The sequence below is a fragment of the Vescimonas sanitatis genome (genome assembly GCF_049060325.1).
Taxonomy (GTDB): domain Bacteria; phylum Bacillota; class Clostridia; order Oscillospirales; family Oscillospiraceae; genus Vescimonas; species Vescimonas sanitatis.
In genome coordinates, this window is record NZ_JBMGPW010000002.1 from 250,256 (window position 1) to 271,063 (window position 20,808).

The 20,808-nt window shown below is 59.0% G+C and carries 17 protein-coding genes and 1 pseudogene; 9 read left to right on the forward strand and 9 right to left on the reverse strand.

The genetic code is table 11. From position 1 onward, the window contains the following. Positions 1 to 31 precede the first annotated feature (31 nt). The 4 genes from ACOMDU_RS04070 (at position 32) to ACOMDU_RS04085 (ending at position 3,659) form a co-directional block, all read left to right on the forward strand. Complete coding sequence (locus ACOMDU_RS04070; RefSeq protein WP_421129160.1) at positions 32 to 1,036, forward strand: lipoate--protein ligase; 1,005 nt, start codon at positions 32 to 34, stop codon at positions 1,034 to 1,036. 343 nt (positions 1,037 to 1,379) lie between these two features. Then, on the forward strand, positions 1,380 to 1,562 hold the full coding sequence (locus tag ACOMDU_RS04075) for a hypothetical protein (protein ID WP_421129161.1): 183 nt from the start codon (positions 1,380 to 1,382) through the stop codon (positions 1,560 to 1,562). Positions 1,563 to 1,831: 269 nt separating this feature from the next. Next, entirely contained in the window at positions 1,832 to 3,028 is a 1,197-nt protein-coding gene (locus tag ACOMDU_RS04080; protein ID WP_421129162.1) for an ATP-binding protein, read from the forward strand. 13 nt (positions 3,029 to 3,041) lie between these two features. Continuing rightward, complete coding sequence (locus ACOMDU_RS04085; protein WP_421129163.1) at positions 3,042 to 3,659, forward strand: polysaccharide deacetylase family protein; 618 nt, start codon at positions 3,042 to 3,044, stop codon at positions 3,657 to 3,659. Positions 3,660 to 3,927: 268 nt separating this feature from the next. Here the strand turns inward: ACOMDU_RS04085 and ACOMDU_RS04090 are convergent, their stop codons facing one another. The 4 genes from ACOMDU_RS04090 to ACOMDU_RS04105 all read right to left on the reverse strand — a co-directional run bounded on the left by ACOMDU_RS04090 (position 3,928) and on the right by ACOMDU_RS04105 (position 9,244). Continuing rightward, positions 3,928 to 4,824 (reverse strand): hypothetical protein, encoded by an 897-nt coding sequence (locus ACOMDU_RS04090; RefSeq protein WP_421129164.1) that lies wholly within the window; start codon positions 4,822 to 4,824, stop codon positions 3,928 to 3,930. Then, positions 4,821 to 5,381 (reverse strand): RNA polymerase sigma factor, encoded by a 561-nt coding sequence (locus ACOMDU_RS04095; RefSeq protein WP_421129165.1) that lies wholly within the window; start codon positions 5,379 to 5,381, stop codon positions 4,821 to 4,823. The genes ACOMDU_RS04090 and ACOMDU_RS04095 overlap by 4 nt, the downstream gene beginning before the upstream one ends. 384 nt (positions 5,382 to 5,765) lie before the next feature. Next, on the reverse strand, positions 5,766 to 7,178 hold the full coding sequence (locus ACOMDU_RS04100; RefSeq protein ID WP_421129166.1) for an MATE family efflux transporter: 1,413 nt from the start codon (positions 7,176 to 7,178) through the stop codon (positions 5,766 to 5,768). Positions 7,179 to 7,603: 425 nt separating this feature from the next. Next, positions 7,604 to 9,244, reverse strand: a complete 1,641-nt coding sequence (locus ACOMDU_RS04105) for a PucR family transcriptional regulator (protein WP_421129167.1) — start codon at positions 9,242 to 9,244, stop codon at positions 7,604 to 7,606. A 194-nt stretch (positions 9,245 to 9,438) separates the two neighbouring features. Here ACOMDU_RS04105 and ACOMDU_RS04110 point away from each other — a divergent pair, with 194 nt between their 5' ends. The 4 genes from ACOMDU_RS04110 (at position 9,439) to ACOMDU_RS04125 (ending at position 15,528) form a co-directional block, all read left to right on the forward strand. Next, positions 9,439 to 11,025 (forward strand): L-lactate permease, encoded by a 1,587-nt coding sequence (locus ACOMDU_RS04110; RefSeq protein ID WP_421129168.1) that lies wholly within the window; start codon positions 9,439 to 9,441, stop codon positions 11,023 to 11,025. Between the two features lie 19 nt (positions 11,026 to 11,044). Continuing rightward, positions 11,045 to 12,649, forward strand: coding sequence for an amidohydrolase (locus tag ACOMDU_RS04115; protein WP_421129169.1), 1,605 nt, complete (start codon positions 11,045 to 11,047; stop codon positions 12,647 to 12,649). Positions 12,650 to 12,700: 51 nt separating this feature from the next. After that, positions 12,701 to 14,329, forward strand: coding sequence for a Na+/H+ antiporter NhaC family protein (locus ACOMDU_RS04120; protein ID WP_421129170.1), 1,629 nt, complete (start codon positions 12,701 to 12,703; stop codon positions 14,327 to 14,329). A gap of 191 nt (positions 14,330 to 14,520) precedes the next feature. Then, complete coding sequence (locus tag ACOMDU_RS04125) at positions 14,521 to 15,528, forward strand: aldose epimerase family protein (RefSeq protein ID WP_421129171.1); 1,008 nt, start codon at positions 14,521 to 14,523, stop codon at positions 15,526 to 15,528. 55 nt (positions 15,529 to 15,583) lie between these two features. Here ACOMDU_RS04125 and ACOMDU_RS13810 read toward each other — a convergent pair whose 3' ends face one another. Next, entirely contained in the window at positions 15,584 to 15,817 is a 234-nt protein-coding gene (locus ACOMDU_RS13810; RefSeq protein ID WP_476718543.1) for a glycosyl hydrolase family 65 domain-containing protein, read from the reverse strand. Between the two features lie 87 nt (positions 15,818 to 15,904). Continuing rightward, positions 15,905 to 16,321: pseudogene (locus tag ACOMDU_RS13815) on the reverse strand (GH36-type glycosyl hydrolase domain-containing protein); the annotation flags it as partial. On the opposite strand from ACOMDU_RS13815, the gene ACOMDU_RS04135 reads away from it, so the two are divergent. Next, positions 16,293 to 16,478, forward strand: a complete 186-nt coding sequence (locus tag ACOMDU_RS04135) for a hypothetical protein (protein ID WP_421129173.1) — start codon at positions 16,293 to 16,295, stop codon at positions 16,476 to 16,478. The pseudogene ACOMDU_RS13815 and the gene ACOMDU_RS04135 overlap by 29 nt on opposite strands. A 135-nt stretch (positions 16,479 to 16,613) precedes the next feature. On the opposite strand, the gene purB is transcribed toward ACOMDU_RS04135, so the two are convergent. From purB to ACOMDU_RS04150, 3 genes are all read right to left on the reverse strand, one after another. Further along, on the reverse strand, positions 16,614 to 18,032 hold the full coding sequence (purB, locus tag ACOMDU_RS04140; protein ID WP_421129175.1) for an adenylosuccinate lyase: 1,419 nt from the start codon (positions 18,030 to 18,032) through the stop codon (positions 16,614 to 16,616). A gap of 15 nt (positions 18,033 to 18,047) precedes the next feature. Beyond that, entirely contained in the window at positions 18,048 to 19,322 is a 1,275-nt protein-coding gene (locus tag ACOMDU_RS04145) for an adenylosuccinate synthase (RefSeq protein WP_421129176.1), read from the reverse strand. A gap of 187 nt (positions 19,323 to 19,509) precedes the next feature. Beyond that, a complete protein-coding gene (locus ACOMDU_RS04150) occupies positions 19,510 to 20,790 on the reverse strand; it encodes an aspartate aminotransferase type Ic (RefSeq protein ID WP_421129177.1) in 1,281 nt (426 codons plus the stop codon). Positions 20,791 to 20,808 lie beyond the last annotated feature (18 nt).

Genomic DNA, 20,808 nt, shown 5'->3' on the forward strand with positions numbered 1-20,808 from the left:
CACACATCATAGAACCAAGGAGCCTATTGCCATGACACAGCCGAAGCTCTCTTATCTGAACCTCTACACCACCGATCCTGCGTGGAATCTGGCGGCGGAGCAGTATGTGTTTGACGCACTCCCTCGGGACCGCACCTATTTCATGCTGTGGCAAAACGACAACGCCATCATTATCGGCAAGCACCAAAACGCCGCCGCCGAGATCGACCAGCAATTCGTCCGCGAAAACGGTGTGCGAGTGGTACGACGGCTGTCCGGCGGCGGTGCGGTGTACCACGACATGGGAAACCTGAACTTCACGTTTATCGCCGATGCCGGCAGTATGGAGTCCATCAACTTCAAGCTGTTCTGTCAGCCTGTGGTGGCTGCGCTGGCGGCTCTGGGTGTTCAGGCTGAGGTCAACGGGCGGAACGACATGACCATCAACGGGCAGAAATTCTCCGGCAACTCCCAGTATCTGAAGGAGGGCCGGGTCATGCACCACGGTACCATCATGTTCGACTCCGATCTGGACCGGGTGGCGCAGGCCCTTCATGTGGACCAGGAAAAGATCGCCGCCAAGGGCGTGGTCTCCGTCCGAAGCCGCGTCACCACCGTGCGGCAGCATATGCCCCATCCCGTGGAGCTGGAGGAATTCCGCCGCGTGCTGCTGGACAACATTCTGGCGCAGCAGCCCGGCGAGGAGTATGTCTTTACCGAGGAGGACAAATCGCAGATCGCTCGGCTGCGAGAGCAGCGGTACGCCACATGGGAATGGAACTATGGCCAGTCCCGGGAATGCGAGATGACCAGACAGAAGCGCTTCCCCGCCTGCGGCGGTGTGGAGGCGCATCTGTCCACCGACCGCGGCGTCATCCGGCATATTGCGTTCACCGGCGACTTTTTCAGCGTGGTGGAGCCAGAGGTGCTGGCAGAAAAGCTGGCGGGCGTGCGGCTGGAGGAGCAGAGCCTCCGCGATGCGCTGGCGCAGGAGGATGCGGGCCGCTATTTCAGCGGGCTGAAGAATGAGGAACTGATCGAGCTTCTGCTGTCATAAAGTGCCGCTCACTGCGATCAGCGGTTTGCCCCCCCGACAAGGTGGTTTTCGTTTTGGAGCTGCGCTGCAGGTCGATTCGGAGCTTTCGTTATGCGTACGGTGTGGGAGCTTTCGCGGCAATTTCTGAAAGACTATTCCGTCAGTTCCGGCACCAGATTTCTTAATTGCTTGGCGGTTCAGTCCCTGCATTCTCCTCGTTATCTTTATGGAGGAGGTCATGTTGTGAAACCCCTTACGCCGCAACGGCTTCAAGTTCTTGCCGATAGGGCTCCCTCGATTGGAAGGATTATGACGCGGACACCATCTGCCGGCGGGTGACCTCCAAGGTGTAGCCGGCAGCATCGTGCTGTTCCACAACGCCGCCCTCCACACACCGGAGGCGCTGCCCGCTATCCTCACCTGCCTCATCAACGACGGCTACACCGTCCTCCCCATCTCCCAGCTCATCCTCCCCCCGCCCTGCACCATCGACCACGCCGGCCGACAGTTTCCGGCGGAACAGGTTACAGACTCTCCCACGTCATAAATTATGTAAACCAGAAATACGCCTGTTTATACACTTTTCGCCGCGCCTCGTCTTCTTTTATGTAACCACTTACCCCGCTTGCGCTTCGTCCGCTGACGGCTGCAGAGGAATGGCTGCCGCGCTCTGCTGGAGGGGTGAGCGTATGGTTCTCCGTGTAGAGCAAAGCAAAAAAGCGAAGATCACATAGAAGTTTTTAAGGTTAAACTCTAAAAACTTGTTGCATAACGAAAGTATTTCGGGCATACTAACGATTGCGAGGAGGCGATACCATGGTCAACAGGCCGAATTATATCGAGGCCATCGCGCCTTTTATCGACCAACCGCTGGTCAAGATACTGGCAGGCATCCGTCGCTGCGGTAAATCCACCATTTTCGAAATGCTGGAGGAGCTGCTGCGAAGGGACGTGTCTGTGGATCACATCATCCGCAAGCGGTACACGGAGATGGACATTCCCGAAAGCATTACCGCCAAGCAGATGCATAACGAGCTGTTGGACGCTATGGCGGGCAAGGGGCACTGTTACCTCCTGCTGGATGAAATACAGGAGATCACCGGCTGGGAAAGGGCGGTCAATAGTCTGCTGGAGGGTACGGACGCCGACATCTATGTGACCGGCTCCAACTCCAAACTCATGTCCAGCGAGATCTCCACCTATCTGACGGGACGCTATGTGTCTATCCCCGTCTACACCCTGTCTTTCCGCGAGTACCTGGACTTCAAAGCTAGCAGCGCACTGTCCCAAAAGGAATTGCTGGAGGAATATATCCGCTTTGGTGGCTTCCCCATAATAGCGCTGAGTGAATATGACGCGCAGAACGCCTATCAGATCGTTAACGGCATCTACCACACCGTGGTCTCCCGAGACATTTTGAAGCGTCACCGCATCAACAAGCAGGATATTTTTGATCGTGTGGTGAAATTCATCATCGAAAATGTGGGCAAGACCTTTTCCGCCAATTCGATTTCTACCTTCCTGAAAAGCGAGCACTGCAAGGTCTCAGTGGAGAGCATCTACAACTACCTGCGCTGGCTGGAGCAGGCGTTCATCATCTATCCCTGTGAGCGCTACGATTTGCAAGGAAAAAGCATCCTGAAAACGCAGGAGAAGTATTATCTGGCCGATGTCTCCCTGAAATATGCCCTGTTGGGCTATAACCGCAAAATGCTGGACGGGGCCATGGAGAACATCGTGTTTCTAGAATTGAAGCGACGGGGGTACGATGTGTATATCGGCAAGAATGAAACAAAAGAGATTGACTTCGTGGCCGCCCGTCGCGACGAGCGGATCTATGTGCAGGTTTGCGTCCAGCTGCCGGAGGGCTCTGACCGTGAGGTGGGCAACCTCATGGAGATCAAGGACCATTACCCCAAATATGTTGTCACCCTAAATGACATGGATGTAGGGATTGAAAACGGCATTAGAATCGTGCATCTTCAGGATTTCCTGCTGGCCGAAACGTGGTGAGCAGCAGTTCTCCGTGAACTGCCGCACTTTTGCATCACCGTGGGGCAACGAGGACACCCAGACGCTTATCGACATTCTGGCGCGGTATGGTGTCAAGACCACCTTCTTTGTTGTGGGAGATTGGGCGGAGAAGTACCCGGAGTCCGTCAAAGCCCTGCACGACGCGGGCCACGAGGTGATGAGCCACTCCGATCACCACGACCATTACAACAGTCTGTCCACTCAGCAGATCATTGACGATGTCACCGCCAGCAACGAGCGGATTAGTGCTGTTACCGGCGTGACCCCCACGCTGATCCGTTGTCCCTACGGGGAGTATGACGACCACGTCATCGCCGCCATACGCTCCATGGGTATGGAACCTATCCAGTGGGATGTGGACTCCCTGGACTGGAAGGACTACGACGCGGATACGATATGCAGGCGCGTAACATCCAAGGTGCAGCCGGGGAGCATCGTGCTGTTCCACAACGCTGCGCTGCACACGCCGGAGGCCCTGCCTGCCATTCTCGACTGCCTGATCAACGACGGGTATACCGTTGTGCCCATCAGTCAGCTGATCCTCGATCCGCCCTACACCATCGACCACACCGGCCGGCAATTCCCGGCGGAAACAGTTTCCACTACATAAGCACGACATGGGGGCACCTAAACAGTGCCCCCATTGATCTTCGACCTGAAAGCCGCATCTGTTCGCACGCTGATCCATCTGTCAGAGACAGCAACTCCTCGGCAATGTCCATATTCTCAAAGCGAAGCGCGTCCGTATCCCTGAGGCCAAAGGTCAAAAAGTCCACATTACCAGTCACTCCTTTCTTGATTTTTGGGGCAAACGAAAAGAGCAGCTGTTTTCTATGCGAAAATAGCTGCTCTTTTCTAATATTTATATACTTCAACTGTTATCTGTTCAAATTTCTCTCAATCCATCCGTGCATCTGTTTATCAATTTTGAAATAGGACATTGTGCCTCCGCCATCAATCCAGTCATAGTTCGGATAGAAGGAGATAAAGAAGCGCAAGCCAGAGGCGGTTTCGATTCGGAGATTTCTTCGATCATCGGCAAAAGCAGTGTGCGCTTCCTGTTGATTTTCTTCGGGGATACCATCAAATACTTCCGTCTGGAAATCATCGTTTCCATAACTCACAAGTGTAATCGTCATGTGATAGAACTCAGTGATTTCCTGCCGATTTGTTACCGGTGAGCCAACTTCTTGTTCGTTGTTCCACTTCATTTCTGTAATGGATGCAATATCGTCTGCGCTCTCAATGCCATACACGCGATAAAGCTCGGTGAACGAACAGTTTGTGTTGCTGTCAAACTGATAGAAGTTGCAGAACAGCGCGGCATACCATGTGTCACCGTCTCGCAGAACATATACGCCATCACAAACAGCAGGTGCATACCGGTATAGCTCGATGTCAGTCTGGCTGACAGTGCTTTTATAGCCAATGCCTCCGTCAGATTTCAGGTAGGAAATGTGTTCGCCAGCCATATCGGCGGTGATTTCAGGCGGCAGACCATACTTCTCAAGCGCCTCCGGAAGTTTGACAGCCTCGTAAAATTTGCCGTTGTACTCAAGTGCGGCAATGTTCTGCACGGGATCTTGGGTGTCAGGACCTCCCTTATGGTGAAGCACAGGAATGGCGATAGTCACCGCCAGACACAGGCAGGCTGCAACAACTCCCCATTTAACCCACTTGCGCTTCGGCTTCGCATTGGTGCGGACATTGTTGGTTTCCTCGATAATATCATCGTTCAGCATATTCAAAGCGTCACTGATGTGTTCTTTCTTCATAGCTCATAGCCCTCCTTTTCCAAGTATTCTTTCAAACCTTGCCTTGTTCGGTAGAGCATACTCTTGACCTTCGGTTCACTCATGCCGTAGTAGTCTGCGACTTCTCGGATAGGATCCGCAAAGTAGTATCTGCCGACAAAAGTGTTTCGTGCTTCTGCCGGGAGCGTGTAGAGATAGGTATTGATCGCTTCCGCAAGCAGTTTCAATTCTATGCTCTGCTCCGTGGTTTCGCTGCCGGAAATACAATCCTCCAGCTCGGAAAGAGAGCCTGCATATTCCGAGTGCTTCCGTTTATCCCTGTTGCGTGTGCGGAACGCATCAATGGATAGTTGACGTGTGATTTTTCCTAAATAAGTGGAGAGGACGCTTGGCTTATGCGTTGGCATGGAGTTCCACGCCTTTAAGTAGGTATCGTTGACGGTTTCCTTGCTGTCCTCCCAGTCGGAGAGGATATTGTAGGCGATCTTTGAAAGATACCGCCCATATTTCCGATCCGTTTCGCTGATGGCACTCTCATCTCTTTCCCAGTATAAGTCAACGATCATTTCATCCTGCATGGGCGAACCTCCTTTCTCATCTGCTGTCAGGTTCCTTCACTATATATCCCGACAAAAATCGGATTTGGTTTCACGATTTTCAAAATTTCTTCAAAAAAATTACAGCAGATATTTGTGAACGCTTCTACCCATGCCGTTTACGCTGTTTTTCTTCACTGCTTCAGTAGCGGTACATCGGCACGTTATCCTCCGTATCGGCACGTTCCTCCATCAGAGATTTGAACGCATCGGGGCCTTCACGCCATTCCTCTCGCGGCAGCGGATTTGATCGCAGCAGGGCGTACAGGTGCTCTGCCAGCTCTGTTTTGCCCTGCTCGATGGCGGTCTGGATAAGGTATAGGTGTTGCTATGCAGAGTTTTCTGCTTTCATTCGTACCGCTGTGTCTATGCCTGCCCGGCCGGCCCCTCCGGCGGCAGCCAGCGTTTGCCTCCCAGCCGTATCAGATACAGCAGACCCCGGACGCACAGCTCCGTGCACATGGCCGCCCACACGCCGGGCAGTCCCCACCGGGGCGCGGCCAGCCACGCCAGTGGCAGGCGGATGCCCCACATGGTGCCCAGATTGAACAGTGTGGGCACCAGTGTGCTGCCTGCACCCTGAAATACGCCGCCGGCCACGATGGACGCGCCGTACATAGCCTCGGCAAAGGCCTCGATACGCAGGACGCGGGTGCCCAGGGCGATGATGTCGCTGTCCGGCGTCAGTATCGCCATCATCTGCGGGGCGAAGGCGTACAGCAGCCCGCCGGTGACGACCATGACAACGATACCCAGCAGTACCGTGACCCAGCCCAGGCGTCTGGCCATGCGGCGGCGTCCCGCTCCCACGCTCTGCCCCACCAGCATGGCCGCGGCACTCTGGATGCCGTAGGCGGGCATATAGCACAGGCTTTCCGCCGTGACAGCAAAGGAGTTTGCAGCGATAGCCACGGTGCCCAGGGGCGCCACGATGGCGGTGGACACGATCTGCGCGGTGGACAGTATCACCTTCTCCGATGCCACTGGCGCCGCGATGCGGAGCACCATGCGCAGCTGTGTGCGGTCAAGGTGCAGACGCTCACCCTTCTCCAACCGCAGCGCCGGGCTGCGGCGCAGGACGAAATACAGCAGGTACAACCCCACCGCCAGCTCCGCAAGGCCAGTGCCCAGGGCGGCGCCCGCTGTGCCCAGTCCCGCGCCGGGCAGGGATAGTGCGCCCAGCCGGATGGTACCGGTGGGGAAAATAAGCAGGGTGTTGAACACCACATCCAGCGCACACATGAGCACCATGCAGACACCGGGCGTGCGCATATTGCCGGTGGCCTGCAGCTGTCCCGCCGCCACGTTGTCCAGCTGGAGGGCGGGCAGGAACAGACTGTACACCAGGAAATAGGCAGAGGCATCCCGCCAGATCTCCTGCTCCGCCCGCAGCAGCCGGGGCAGCGGCGCAGACAGTGCCGCCGCCAGTGCCGCCATGACCACGCTGAAGGCCAGGCACAGCACCAGCGCCTGCTTGAGGATGTTGCGCGCCTCGGCCAGGCGGCCGCCGCCCACCCGCTGCGCCGTCAGCACGTTGAAGCCCATAGCTGCCGCGTAGGACAGCCCTCCGAACAGCCAGGTGGTGGAGGCCACCAGCCCTACTGCCGCCGACTGGGACGCGCCCAGGCGGCCCACCATGGCCGCGTCGATATATTGCATGATAATAGTGGCCAGCTGTGCCATGATGGCCGGCCAGCTGAGCTGCAGCGTCAGGCTGATCTGCTGCCGGGTGGACAGCGGCGCGCCGCTGCGCAGCAAAGCCAGATGATCCGTTTTCAAGGGTGTCCCTCCATAGAGCTTGTTTTTTCACTGTACCATCGATTGACAAGGACAAACAAGTCCTTGTCAATCGATGGTACCACGGACGCGCGCTTTTCGCAACCCCGGCGTGGCGGAGCACCGTGATATACAGCATATAAATGTGCGGGTACAGTCCGTTGTCCGGGCGTCCAATACCCGGCCGGGCTTGTTCAGGCCGCGCAATATGGTACAATGCCCGTAAAGAATATCGGCGGGACCGTATCCCGCGAAAAGAGGACAATATGGAGTATCGTGTTCTGCCCCACGGCGGGGAGAAGGTCAGCGCCATCGGCACGCAGCCAGAGGAGTTCGCCGCCATGATCACCGACCGCCTGCAGCTTGAGCTGCGGAATAACTGAACTGACCGACCGGCCCCACGGCTATGCCGTGGGGCCGGTTTTACTTTACTGGCACATCAGAAACGCTTTCAGCGCCAGCTGGAAGGTCAGCATCTGCTCGCTGTCGTTATAGTTCAGATCCAATATCTCGGCAATACGGTCCAGCCGGTACAGCAGCGTGTTCCGGTGGATAAACAGCGCCTTGGAGGTCTTTACGGAGTTCTGACAGTTGTTGAAATAGGTTTCCAGCGTGTACAGCAGCTGGGTGTTGTGCTCCTCGTCGTACGCCAGCAGCGGCTTGATCCGCTGGATCAGCGCCAGTTTCGCATTGGGTGAGTCATAGATGAGTTCGCAGAGAATATACCGGCGGTAAGTGGCAATACGCTCGTCGCATATCCTGCTGGCCAGATCCACCGTGCGGAGCGCCTGGGAATAGCTGCGGCAGAATTCCGCAAGCGAGGGCACAGGGTCACCGATGCCGAAGATCACACCCCGATCCTGCCCCTTAGCGCTGAGCATCTTCATCAGGTCCCCGCAGTACTCCCGCACCAGCGCCACCTGCTCATACACGGGCAGGCTCTCGCTCTGCTGCAGCACAAGGATCACGTTGTTGTACTTGGCGAAAGCATAGCTGATATTCCCGGACAGCATCTCCCACTTGTCCGCCAACTGGCTGCGCAGCAGGGCGCTGGTGCCCAGCCATTCTGACGTCTGCAGCAGCCGGTTCTGCTCGGTGAAGGAGATCAGCGCACAGATATAGGGCGAATACAGCGGGATATTGCAGTAGTTGGCGGATTTGACGATCTCGCCGTAGGACAAAGCTCCCTCCGTCACCAGGCCGTCCAGGAAGTGGCTGATCTCCCTCCTGGAGGATGAACCCCCGCGCTTTTTGATCAGCACCAGCGTACAGGCGGCGGCAATACGTCGGTACAATGTGTTCTCATTCTCGGTCAGCGGCGCATTGGCGGGGCGGATCGCGCCCAGATACCCCATGATCTCCTGCTCGGAGTGGATGGGATAGATGTGCACGCACTTGTCCTCCTGCTGTAAGGGATAGATCCCGGCGGACAGACCTGCTGTCCGCAGTTTTTCTACCTCCTTGACGCGCTCCGGCACGGAGAACAGCACCTGCCCCACAGCCAGTTCTTCCCGCAGCCCCGGCTGCAGCATCTGGGAAACGCACTGTATCTTCCGGCTCGGTGTCATATACAGCAGCGGCACGTGAAGCAGCGGGCCGCACTTTTTCAGCAGATATTCCACCTCCGCGTGTCCCTGCAGCACATCAAACATGGCCTGATACACCATCTGCAGCGCCTGTTCCTCGTTGATGCCGTAAACATATTTGCTGACGGCTTCACTGATCTCAGATAGGGAGGTGTGGTAGGGAATACGCATCAGCGGGAAGTGCAGCTCATCGGCCAGCTGCAGCATAGCGGGCGGTATCTCATGAAAATACCGTTTCATTTTAATAATAAGGCCGCCGGAGCCGCTGCCGGCCAGATCCCGCAGCACCTTCTCCTGCTTTACCGGGTCGTCCAGCAAAAAGTAGCCCGTAGTCAGCATGATCTCTCCGGCACGCATCCAATTGACCATCTCCGGGTTATCGAACATCACTGCGCCGGATATGGTGCGCGCCAGGCCGTCCGCACCGGCGGCCACCTCCACCACCCGCAGCTCATTCTGTTTCAAAAGCTCCCGCAGCGTCATAAGTACGCCTCCCTTCGGCAAAACACCAAAACACCCCCTATTTTGATGATACCATTATACCCCATAAGTGTAAACCGCCTTTTGTGCAGACGCACAAAAAACCGGGCGCGAATTTGTGCCGTGCGGCGGGCATGGCCGAGGAAATCGTGCTACCCTATAGGTGAAAATACTTCAGGCCGCAAAAGAGGGAGCACATGAAAATTACTGTTCTGACCTGGTGCGTCAGCTTTTTACCTATACTGCTGCTGATTATGCTGCTGGCGGTTTTCCGCGTATCTACCGCCCGCGCCGCAGGTGTGACACTGCTGCTGACCGTACTATCCGCCTTAGTAGTGTACAAAGCGGACATACAGCTGGTACTGTTCGAGAGTCTGAAAGGCGTGTGGAGCACAGCCACCATCCTATATATCATCTTCCCCGCGCTGCTGCTGTACGAGCTCATCGCCGCCTCCGGCGCCATAGATGTGATGAACGACACCATGCGGCAGCTGAGCCCCCACGAGCTGTTCCGCATCCTGACAGTAGGCTGGGTATTCGTGGGATTTCTGCAGGGTATCACCGGCTTCGGCGTTCCGGTCGCCATATGCGTCCCCATGCTGGTGGCGCTGGGCGTCCGTCCTACCATGGCGGTCATCATCGCCCTGCTGGGCCAAGCCTGGGGCAACACCTTCGGCACGCTGGCTGTGGCCTGGGACGTGCTGGTGCAGATCTCCGGCATCACCGGCACGGAGCTGCATCTGACTGCCCGCTACACCGCCTTGCTTCTGTGGATACTGAACCTGGCCGCCGGCGCATTGATCTGCTGGCTGTATGACCGGGGCCGCGGGCTGCGGCAGGGCGCTGTGTTTGTCCTTGTGATCTCCCTGATACACGGCGGCGGCGAGCTGTTGGTCGCACAGTACAACGCCTCCATCGCGGCCTTTATCCCCGCCACCGTGGCTATGGCCGCCATACTCCCCCTGTCCCGTCTGCCCATGTACCGCAGAGCATACGCCTGTGAAGGCAGCCCCATGATGGTACGCCGGACCTCCGCGACAGGCGCGGAAAAGCCTCGCGGCGCCGTCTGGCTGTACTTTGCCCCCTATATGGTGCTGATCCTTGTTACCGTAGTACTTCTGGTGATCCCACCCGTCCACGAGGCGCTGAGCCGCTGGAGCGTGGGGTTCGCTTTCCCCGAGACCCGCACCGCCTACGGCATCGTCAATGCTGCCACGGCCAAGTACTCTCCCTTCCACCCGCTGGTGGATTCCGGTACCGTACTGCTGCTGACCTGTATCATCAGCTACGCCCTGCTCCATGGCCGCGGTCTGCTGAAGCGTTCACAGCTCCGCGTCATGCTGTCACGGACGCTGCAGAAAACAAGACCCGTAGCCGTGTCCCTGATCCTGCTGCTGATCATCTCCAAGCTCATGAGCGGCAGCGGCCAGACGCTGGTGCTGGCGCAGGGCATCACCCACGTCATGGGTCGGTGGTACGCGCTGCTGGCCGGCGTGCTGGGCGTGATAGGCTCCTTTGTCACCGGCAGCAACATGTCCTCCAACATCCTGTTCACCGATGTACAGGTGAATGCAGCCGCCGACCTCGGCGTCAGCAGCAGCCCCCTGCTGGCGGCGCAGACCGCCGGCGCCTCCGCCGGCAGTATGATCTCCCCCAGCAAGATCATCCTGGGCACCACAGCCGGCGGCGTACCCGGCGAAGAGGGCACGGTACTGCGCTTCACGCTGCTGACGGCAGCGATCCTCACTTTGGTCACTGGGGTGATCTGCTGGATCATCCTGTAATAAGAAAGGAGAGCAAATCGTGAAAACTTTGTTCCGCAATGGCAGCATCCACACCATGAACGGCACAGAGGTCGTTCATTCCCTGCTGGTGGAGGACGGCCGCATTCTGGATGTGAACTGCGATGTCCCCGCTGGCGAGTGTCAGGTGGTGGACCTGCACGGTAAAACCGTGCTGCCCGGCTTCCACGACAGCCACGAGCACTTCCTCTGCTATGCCACGGATAAGGAGAAGATCAACTTCTTCGGTATCCGCTCTCTGGAGGAAATGGCCGAGCGCACCCGCCGGTACATCGCCGACCGCGGCATCAAAAAGGGCGAATGGATCCAGGGCGGCGGTTGGAACGAAAATGAGTTCGACGTGCCTGTGCTGCCCTCCCGGCAGGATCTGGACAAGTTCTGCCCGGACAACCCCGCCATCTTTACCCGTACCTGCTGCAGCGTGGCCGTGGCCAACACCGCCGCGCTGAAGGCCGCCGGCATTTTTGATGATATTCCCACGCTGCAGGACGGTCACATCGTGGTGGATGAAAACGGCGTCCCCACCGGCATGCTCCACGAGCGCGCCCGGCACCTGGTCTATGACATCCTGACCAAGTACACCAAGGAACAGCTGAAGCAGTTCATCCTGGACTATCAGAAGGATCTGCTGTCCACCGGCCTGACCACCGTACAGACCGACGACTTCAAGCTGTGGGACGCCACTATCGATGACATTCTGGCCGCCTATGAGGAACTGGACAAAGAGGGCAAGCTGAACGTGCGCTTCATCCAGCAGCTCCGCCTCATCACCGACGCGCAGCTGGAGGACTACCTCCACCGCCACAGCGGCCGCACCGGCGACGGCAGCGAGTTCTTCAAGATCGGTGCCTTCAAGCTGCTGCCCGACGGTTCCCTGGGCGGAAAGACCGCCGCGCTGCGTGAGCCCTATGAGGGCGACCCGGAAAATAAGGGCATCTTCGTCTATGACGAGAAGGTGTTCTATGACCTGCTGGAAAAAGCCTACCGCAACGGCCTGCAGCTGGCCATCCATGCCATCGGTGACTATACCATGGACGTGATTTTGGACTGCTATGAAAAGATCGCCGCCAAGTACCCCAAGCCCGATCCTCGGTTCCGCATCATCCACTGTCAGATCACCAGCGAAGATATTTTGGACCGCTTCGCCCGCAACGGCGTTTTGGCGGACATCCAGCCCCTGTTCATCCGTGCGGATATGGAGATCGCCGAGGAACTGCTGGGCAAGGAGCGTGTCTCCACCTCCTACGCCTGGAAGACCATGCTGGACAAGGGCATCCACGTTTCCGGCAGCTCCGACGCCCCTGTGGAATCCTTCGACCCCATCCTGGCTATCCACTGCGCCGTCACCTCTCAGAATTTGGATGGACAGCCTGCGGGTGGCTGGCTGCCGCAGCAGAAGCTGACCGTGCAGGAGGCCGTGGCGCTGTACACCACCGGCTCCGCCTACACCAGCTACGAGGAAAACGTCAAGGGCAAGCTATGCCCCGGCTATCTGGCGGACTTCATCGTCCTGTCCCAGGACATCTTCTCCATCCCGGAGAATGAGATCGTCAACACCAAAGTTGAGCAAACCTACTTGGGAGGTAAGTTGGTATATTCCCGTTGACATCCCCTTTCCCACGCATCAGAATAAGACGATACAAGAGAGGAGAGAATCATGAAAAAGAAAAGAAATCTTATCGGTGTATGTCTGGTGGCCGTTCTCATGCTCGCTCTGACCGTTATCGGCTATGCTGCCGGTGACGGCGAAGCGGCACCGGAGTACGGCGCATGGTGCCTGGTCCCCCCGCTGGTCACCATCGTCCTGGCCTTCGTTACCAAGCAGACCATCATCTCCATGTTCATCGGCATCTGGGTAGGTGCTACCATCATCCATCACTTTAACCCCATCGACGGCCTGATCGGCAGCTTCACTGGGTACCTGGTGCCCTCTATTGCCGACAGCTGGAACGCGGGCATGCTGATCATCATGGCGCTCATTGGCGGCTTCATGTATATGCTCAGCGCCTGCGGTGGCGCGGAGGCCTTCGGCCGCTGGGCCGAGAAGGTGGCTAACAACCGCAAAAAGAGCCAGCTGCTGGCATGGATCGCCCCCTTCGTATTCATCTTCAATCAGGGCTGCCTGCTGGTGGGCGTCATCATGCGTCCCGTCACCGACAAGACCCATATCTCCCGCGTAAAGCTGGCCTACATCACCGATGCCATGGGCGCACCGCTGGTCTCTATGTCCCCCATCAGTGATAACGGCGTGTACCTGGTGGGTCTGCTGGCCGCCGAGATCGCCGCCCTGAACCTCACCGGCGTGGGTGCCTATGACCTGTATTTCGGTATGTTCCAGTTCAACCTGTACGGTGTGTTCTCCGTCATCACCGTCCTGCTGGTCATCCTGTTCGGTCTGGATGTCGGCCCCATGTACAAGGCCGAGAAGCTGGCTATCGAGACCGGCAAGACCTACAGCGACACCGACAACCTGATCGCCACTCCCCCCGAGACCGACTTCGCCGAGGACTGCAAGCTGAGCATGGCCAACTTCCTGGCCCCCATGATCACTCTGATCCTCACCATCTTTGCCGTGGTGTTCTACACTGGCCAGATCTGGGTCAACGGCTTCATTGGCTGCTTCGGCCACGCCAATATCCAGATGGCCATCGCCATGTGCTTCCTCACCGGCTCCATCGCCGCCGGAATCGTGGGCATTAAGTCCAAGCTCATTACCCTGGGCGGTGCCATTGACAAGTGGACGAAGGGTGCGGCCAGCATGATGCAGGTCATTATGATCCTCGTGTGTGCGTGGAGCATCAGCGGTCTGACCAAGTCCATGAACATCGGCCAGTTCCTCACCGGCGTGGTGCAGGATTCTATCCCCGCGGCGCTGATCCCCGCCATCCTGTTCCTGATCGGCGTGGTGGTGTCCTTCGCCACCGGCAGCTCCTGGGGCGTCTGGGCCCTGGGTATGCCCATCGCCCTGCCCATGGCCAACGCAATGGGTATCCCCCTGACTCTGGCTATCGGCGCGGTCGTTTCCGGCGGTCTGTTCGGTGACCACTGCTCCCCCATCTCCGACACCACCATCCAGTCCTCCACCAGCGCCTGCTGCGACCATCTGCAGCACGTAAAGACCCAGCTGCCCTATGCCTTGACGGTTGGTATCTCCTCCCTGATCGGCTTCCTGTTCGCCGGACTGGTGGCTCCCGTGCTGGCTCTGCCCGTGACCCTGGTGTGCATCATTGCCGCCCTGTTGGTCATGAAGAACATCTCCCGCAAACAGGCCGCTGTGGCTGCCTGAGTGATCTCCCTTACCTCCCCTCAAAAAGGAAACCGTCCACCAGGGCGGTTTCCTTTTTGCTCTCCGGCCGCAAAAGGACCGTCCAACGTCCGGCTGGCTTTATGTACATCGGAGCCCTTGCTTTTTGGCAAAATGCAGACTATACTAAGGGCGAAAAGCTGAAACGCACCTGTGGAGAGGAGGCAGCATAGATGAGGGAGATGTGTCAGACTTTCGGCATAACAGCGCTTGGCGAGACCGTGGAAAGCTGGACACTGGAAAATGAGTTTCTGACAGCGGAGGTGCTTACCTACGGCGCAACGCTGCGGCGGCTGGTATTCGGCGGTGTGGATGTGGTGCTGGGCTATGACACCCTGTCGGAGTATGAGCGAAACGACGGCTATGTCGGCGCGACAGTGGGCCGGGTGTGCAACCGAATCGGCGGGGCGTCCTTCGGACTGAACGGCAAGACGTACCCACTGGCGAAAAACGACGGAGGGAACCACCTCCACGGGGGCGCGCGGGGATTTGACAAATACATCTGGGCGGCGGAGTTGCTGGAGGACGGCCTGCGGCTGCGCCGTTTGTCGCCTGACGGGGAGGAGGGGTATCCCGGAACGTTGGCGGTGTCGGTGACGTATCGGCTGGCCGGCGAGTCGCTTCGGATCGAATACGAGGCGGAAAGCGATGCCGACACCCTGTGCAGCCTGACCAACCACAGCTATTTCAACCTGAACGGCGGCGGTACGGCTATGGCGCATACGCTGACGTTGGCGGCGGGGACGTATCTGGAGACGTCTCCCGGCTGCCTGCCCACGGGGCGGGCGCTGCCGGTGGCGGGGACGCCCTTTGACTTCCGCGCAGCTAAAGCTGTCGGCCGGGACATCGATACGGCGGCGGAGCAGCTGCGGCTGGTGAACGGCTATGACCACCATTTCTGCGTGGACGGGGCCGGTCTGCGCCGTGCGGCGGTGCTGCGGGGCGACAGCAGCGGCATCGCCATGACGATGGACACCACCTCTCCCGGTGTGCAGCTGTATACGGCCAACTGGCTGTCCCGGCGCGACGGAAAGAATGGGGCGGTATATGAGCCCCGCTGCGCCGTGTGTCTTGAGCCGCAGTTCCCGCCGGACGCGGTACATCACCCGGACTTTCCCCAGCCGCTGCTGCGGCGGGGCGAAGTATACCGGCACTGCACGGTATACTCCTTTTCAAAATAACAACACATCCCCCGTGCAGCGTATCTGCGCGGGGGATGTGTTGTTATTATTGCGCTCAGCCCATGACCACGCGTACCTGCACCTCTGTGCCGGGTGCGGCCGGGGGAAGCACATTCCCGGTGATGGGTGTTCCATCCACGGCGATGGAAGCGATTCCCTTTTCTACGTGGTGAGGATTCTCTACAGTGATGCGGTAGACTGCACCGCGGTAGCGGCGCTTGACGGTATAGCCTGCCCATTCCGCGGGGATACAGGGATCGATGGCAAGGCCCTCCAGCGTGGGCTGCACGCCGAGAATGGCCTGCGAGATGCTGACGAACGTCCAGGCTGCCGTGCCGGTGAGCCAGCTGTTCTTGTCCTCGCCGAAGGTGGGCGCGTCCAGAATGGTCCAGTCGCCCGTCTCGCGGAGGTAGGCGTCCGTTCCGGCAATGAGCCACAGCGGGTCATCGTTAAAGCCGCTGCCCACAGCCAGGTTGCCCTTCTTGGTCAGGGGCTGGTACTGGTGATAGGCGCTGCCGTCGGGGAACTGGGTGGCGGCAATGTCCAGGATGCGTTCCCTCGCCCGCTGGGGGATCATGTGGACGACGCCCAGCAGGTCCTGACAGGAGTCACGGAAGCCCATGCCCAGGCCCAGCAGCAGGGACCGGGATGCGCCGGGGGCCAGCGACAGCGTGAACTGCATGGCGCCTACCGGTGCCCAGCCGTGAGCCACGCTGCCGGTGCAGGCACCGTTTTTTACCGCCTGGGGCTTTATCCTGGCGGTGATGATGGTGCCCACGCAGGTGTTCGCCATCGGCTATTATAAGTTTATGATACAGCTGAAGCTGATCGACACCTACTGGCCGCTGATCATCCCGGCCATCACCACGCCGGTGGTGGTGTTCATCATGTATTTCCTCCTTTCCCGCTATATCGTGGAGGGCGTGTCGCTGGGAAGCGTCAAGGGATGAGCCGTACCGTATTTCCGCCTTCCAAATGTCCAAATGGATAACTGCAAAAGAGCCGCTTATTCCGGTCTGGGAATAAGCGGCTCTCGACCTTTTCACGCGCGATGAATTTTCAGCGTGCCCCGGTGTTCTCTGTGCTCATATCCGGATGTCCCCGTCAGCGGCCTGCGCCTGCCGAAGCAGCGGCGTGCAGGCATCCAGAAATTTCCGTACCTGCTGCGGGCACCGCCCGATATACAGCCGCGGCTCCATCAGCTGCTCCAGCTCCGACCGGCTCAGTCCGAAGACCGGATCGCCTGCCAGCCGGTCCAGCAGGTCGCAGGGCAGACCTTCCTTCATGCGCTTTGTTGCTGCCATAGAGTGTCTCCGAATGACCTCGTGCAGCTGCTGCCGGTCGCCGCCCCGCTTCACCGCCTCCATCATCAGGTCCTCCGTGGCCAGGAACGGCAGATATTCCCGCAGGGTGCGATTTACGATCGCCTCGTTGACGTGCAGACCCGCCGTCACGTTTTGGCACAGCCGCAGTACTGCGTCGATGCACAAAAAACCCTCCGGCATGGCGATGCGCCGGTTGGCAGAGTCGTCCAGCGTTCGCTCCAGCCACTGGACGGAAGCGGTCATAGGCGCGTTCATAGCGTCGGCTATCATATAGCGGCTGAGAGAGCAGATGCGTTCACACCGCATGGGATTGCGCTTATAGGCCATGGCGGACGAGCCGATCTGATCCGCCTCGAAGGGTTCCTCCAGCTGCCGGTCATGCTGCAGAAGGCGGATATCGTTGGCCATACGATAGGCGCTCTGGGCGATGCCGCTGAGACAGCCGAGGATGCGGCTGTCCGTCTTCCGGGGATAGGTCTGTCCGCATACCGGGAAGCAGGCGGAAAAGCCGAACTCCGCCGCGATGCGGCGGTTCATCTCGTCGATCTTTGCCTCATTGCCGTCAAACAGGTCCATGAAGCTGGCCTCTGTGCCCGTGGTGCCCCGGCAGCCCAAGAACCGCAGTGCGGACAGTACATGGTCCAGCTCCTCCACGTCAGCGAGAAAGTCCTGCATCCACAGGACAGCGCGTTTGCCCACGGTCACGGGCTGTGCCGGCTGGTAGTGTGTATAGCCCAGGGCAGGCGTGTCGGCATATTTTTTCGCGAAGGCCGCCAGGTTGTTCAATACGGTCAGCAGCTGTGCGCGCAGATAGACAAGGCCATCCCGGTACAGGATCAGGTCGGCGTTGTCGGTCACATAGCAGCTGGTGGCCCCCAGATGGAGGATCCCCGCCGCCGACGGCGCCGCCTTGCCGTAGGCGTATATGTGTGCCATCACATCGTGGCGTACCTCTCGCTCCCGTTGGGCGGCTACATCATAGTCGATGTCGGTGATATGCGCCTCCAGCTCGGCGACCTGCGCTTCGGTGATGGGCAGACCTAACTGGCACTGGGCGCGGGCCAGCGCCGTCCACAGCCGCCGCCAGGTCTGATAGCGGCTGTCGTCGGAAAACAGGTGCAGCATATAGTCCGAGGCATAGCGGGATGCCAGCGGGGAGCTGTACATATCGTGAGACATAACGGTCCTCCTTGTTTATCGGATGATCAGGCTCTCTCGCTCGGCGCCCACGGAGACATACCCGATATGGCAGCCGATGGCCTGCTCCACATACTCCACATAGTCCCGCGCCGCCTGGGGCATATCCGCCCATGTACGCACGCCGGAGATATCGCAGCCCCAGCCCGGCAGGTATTCCATGACAGGCTTGGCCCTCTCCAGCACGGCAGGGAAGGGGAATTCGTGGGTGAGCTCGCCGTCGATCTCATAGGCGGCGCAGACCGGGACCTCGTTCATGTAGCTGAGGATATCCAGCTTGGTCAGCGCGATATTCGTCGCGCCCTGTACCTCCACGCCATAGCGTGTGGCCACCAGGTCAATGGGGCCTACCCGGCGGGGGCGGCCCGTCTTGGCGCCATACTCCGCGCCGGCCTCCCGCAGCTTTTCCGCGTCGGCGCCGAACCACTCGCAGGTGAACGGCCCCTCGCCCACGCAGGAGGAATACGCCTTCACCACGCCCACCACTTCGTCGATCTTTGCTGTGGGCAGCCCCGCGCCGATAGGCGCGTAAGCGGCGATAGTGTTGGAGGAGGTGGTATAGGGATAGATACCGTAGTCCAGGTCGCGCAGCGCGCCCAGCTGTCCCTCAAACAGAATGGCCTTGCCCTCTGCCTGCGCCTGCCGCAGATACCGCCCGGTGTCCGCTACATAGGGCCGGACCTGCGCGGCATACGTCTCCAGCCACGCGGTCATCTCCGCCATGGTATAGCCCTTGGCACCATAGACCCTCTGCAATATGAGATTTTTCCATTCCAGCAGGTCCTGTAAATGCGCCATCAGGCGATCAGGATACAGCAGCTCACCGGCCTGAATGGTCTTTTTCTGGTACTTATCGGAGTAGAACGGCGCGATGCCCTGCTTGGTGGAGCCGTACATCTTGTCCTTCAGCCGCGCCTCCTCCAGCGCGTCCAGCTCCCGGTGCCACGGCAGCAGCAGGGAGACCCGGTGGCTGACCATCAGGTTTTCCGGGGAGATGCTGACGCCCGCCGCGCGGAGCGTCTCCATCTCCGTCACCAGGTTTTCGCAGTCCAGCGCCACACCGTTGCCCAGAATATTCATCACGCCGGGGCGGAACACGCCGGAGGGCAGCAGGTGCAGGGCGAATTTGCCCATATCGTTGATAACGGTGTGCCCGGCGTTGCCGCCGCCCTGATACCGCACCACCACATCATACTGCCCTGTCAGATAGTCCACCATGCGGCCTTTTCCCTCGTCGCCCCAGTTGATACCTACGATCGCGCAATTTGCCATGTTCGCTGCCTCCGTTCCGTGTTATTTTCAAACGACGGTTCATTATACGCGCAGCAAGATAATAAGTAAAACATCGATTTAATATATGGCGTATAAGCGAATTTAATAGCAAAGCGCACCCAGCACAACTGTACTGCGCCGGATCAAAAGCTGAAAGGCACACCCCATTGGGGTGTGCCTTTCGCATTTACTCTTGCAGGAGCTGTTCCAGCGCGGCCATCCGCAGGCATACGCAGAATACCTCCATGGCTTTCTCCAGCTCCTCCACCGGCGGCAGGGAAGGCGCGATGCGGATGTTGCTGTCCTGCGGGTCGACGCCATAGGGGAAGGTGGCGCCCGCGCCAGTCATGGTCACGCCGGCCTCCTTGCATAGCGCCAGCGTTCGTTTGGCCAGCCCCGGCAGGGTGTTCACGGATACGAAATAGCCTCCGGTGGGCTTTTGCCACGCGGCGATGCCCAGCGGTGCGATCTCCCGCTCCAGGCAGCGCAGCACGCACCGGAACTTAGGCCGCAGTATGGCGGCGTGCTTCTGCATCAGCGCCAGCGTGTGTGCCTTATCCTGCAAAAACAGTACGTGGCGCAGTTGGTTGACCTTGTCGTAGGAGATCATTTGGATATCCATCAGCTTTTCCATATACGCCAGATTAGCCGTCGACGCGGCCATGACGGATATGCCCGCGCCGGGCAGGGTGATCTTGGAGGTGGAGGCGTACTCGAACACCATGTCCGGGTTCCCCGCCTCGCGGCAGAGGGTCAGTATGTCGTCAAAGGGCACGAACGGGCCCTCAAACTCATGCACGCAGTAGGCGTTGTCCCACATCAGCAGAAAGTCCGGCGCCGCGGGCTTCAGTGCGGCAATGCGCCGCACCGTTTCGGCGGAATACACGATGCCGTCCGGATTGGAGTATTTGGGTACGCACCACATACCCTTCACGGCGGGATCCCGCACCAGCGTCTCCACCAGGTCCATGTCCGGGCCGGTGGGCGTCATGGGCACGGTGATCATCTCCGCGCCGAAGGATTCTGTGATCTTGAAATGCCGGTCATAGCCGGGAGCCGGGCACAGCCATTTTACCTTGTCCAGCCGGCTCCAGGGTGCTTCGCTGTGGAGCAGTCCGTGGGTATATGCCTTGGCGATGGTGTCATACATCAGCGTCAGCGAGGCGCTGCCGCCGATGAAACATTCCTCTGCCCGGCAGCCCAGCAGCTCCGCGAACAGTTTTTTAGCACTGGGCAGACCGGACAGCTGCCCATAGTTGCGGACATCCATGCCGTCCGCCTGGCACTGCACAGGGTCGTGCAGTATGGTCAATATGTCGGATACGGCGTCCAGCTGCGCCTTGCCGGGTTTGCCCCGCGCCATATTCAGCGCCAGCCCCAGTTCACGCAGGGCGTCGAACCGGGCGGAGACCTCTGCGTATTCCCGGCGCAGTGCCTCCGGGGAGAGGGAACGATAAGCGGTCGTCATGATCGTCACTCCTTACTC

Bases quoted from the DNA above. Each gene is read 5' to 3' on its own strand.
- ACOMDU_RS04070 (WP_421129160.1), top strand. From the start codon at position 32: ATGACACAGCCGAAGCTCTCTTATCTGAACCTCTACACCACCGATCCT.
- ACOMDU_RS04080 (WP_421129162.1), top strand. From the start codon at position 1,832: ATGGTCAACAGGCCGAATTATATCGAGGCCATCGCGCCTTTTATCGAC.
- ACOMDU_RS04090 (WP_421129164.1), bottom strand. From the start codon at position 4,824: ATGAAGAAAGAACACATCAGTGACGCTTTGAATATGCTGAACGATGAT.
- ACOMDU_RS04095 (WP_421129165.1), bottom strand. From the start codon at position 5,381: ATGCAGGATGAAATGATCGTTGACTTATACTGGGAAAGAGATGAGAGT.
- ACOMDU_RS04105 (WP_421129167.1), bottom strand. From the start codon at position 9,244: ATGACGCTGCGGGAGCTTTTGAAACAGAATGAGCTGCGGGTGGTGGAG.
- ACOMDU_RS04110 (WP_421129168.1), top strand. From the start codon at position 9,439: ATGAAAATTACTGTTCTGACCTGGTGCGTCAGCTTTTTACCTATACTG.
- ACOMDU_RS04120 (WP_421129170.1), top strand. From the start codon at position 12,701: ATGAAAAAGAAAAGAAATCTTATCGGTGTATGTCTGGTGGCCGTTCTC.
- ACOMDU_RS04125 (WP_421129171.1), top strand. From the start codon at position 14,521: ATGAGGGAGATGTGTCAGACTTTCGGCATAACAGCGCTTGGCGAGACC.
- ACOMDU_RS04135 (WP_421129173.1), top strand. From the start codon at position 16,293: ATGATGGTGCCCACGCAGGTGTTCGCCATCGGCTATTATAAGTTTATG.
- purB (WP_421129175.1), bottom strand. From the start codon at position 18,032: ATGTCTCACGATATGTACAGCTCCCCGCTGGCATCCCGCTATGCCTCG.
- ACOMDU_RS04145 (WP_421129176.1), bottom strand. From the start codon at position 19,322: ATGGCAAATTGCGCGATCGTAGGTATCAACTGGGGCGACGAGGGAAAA.
- ACOMDU_RS04150 (WP_421129177.1), bottom strand. From the start codon at position 20,790: ATGACGACCGCTTATCGTTCCCTCTCCCCGGAGGCACTGCGCCGGGAA.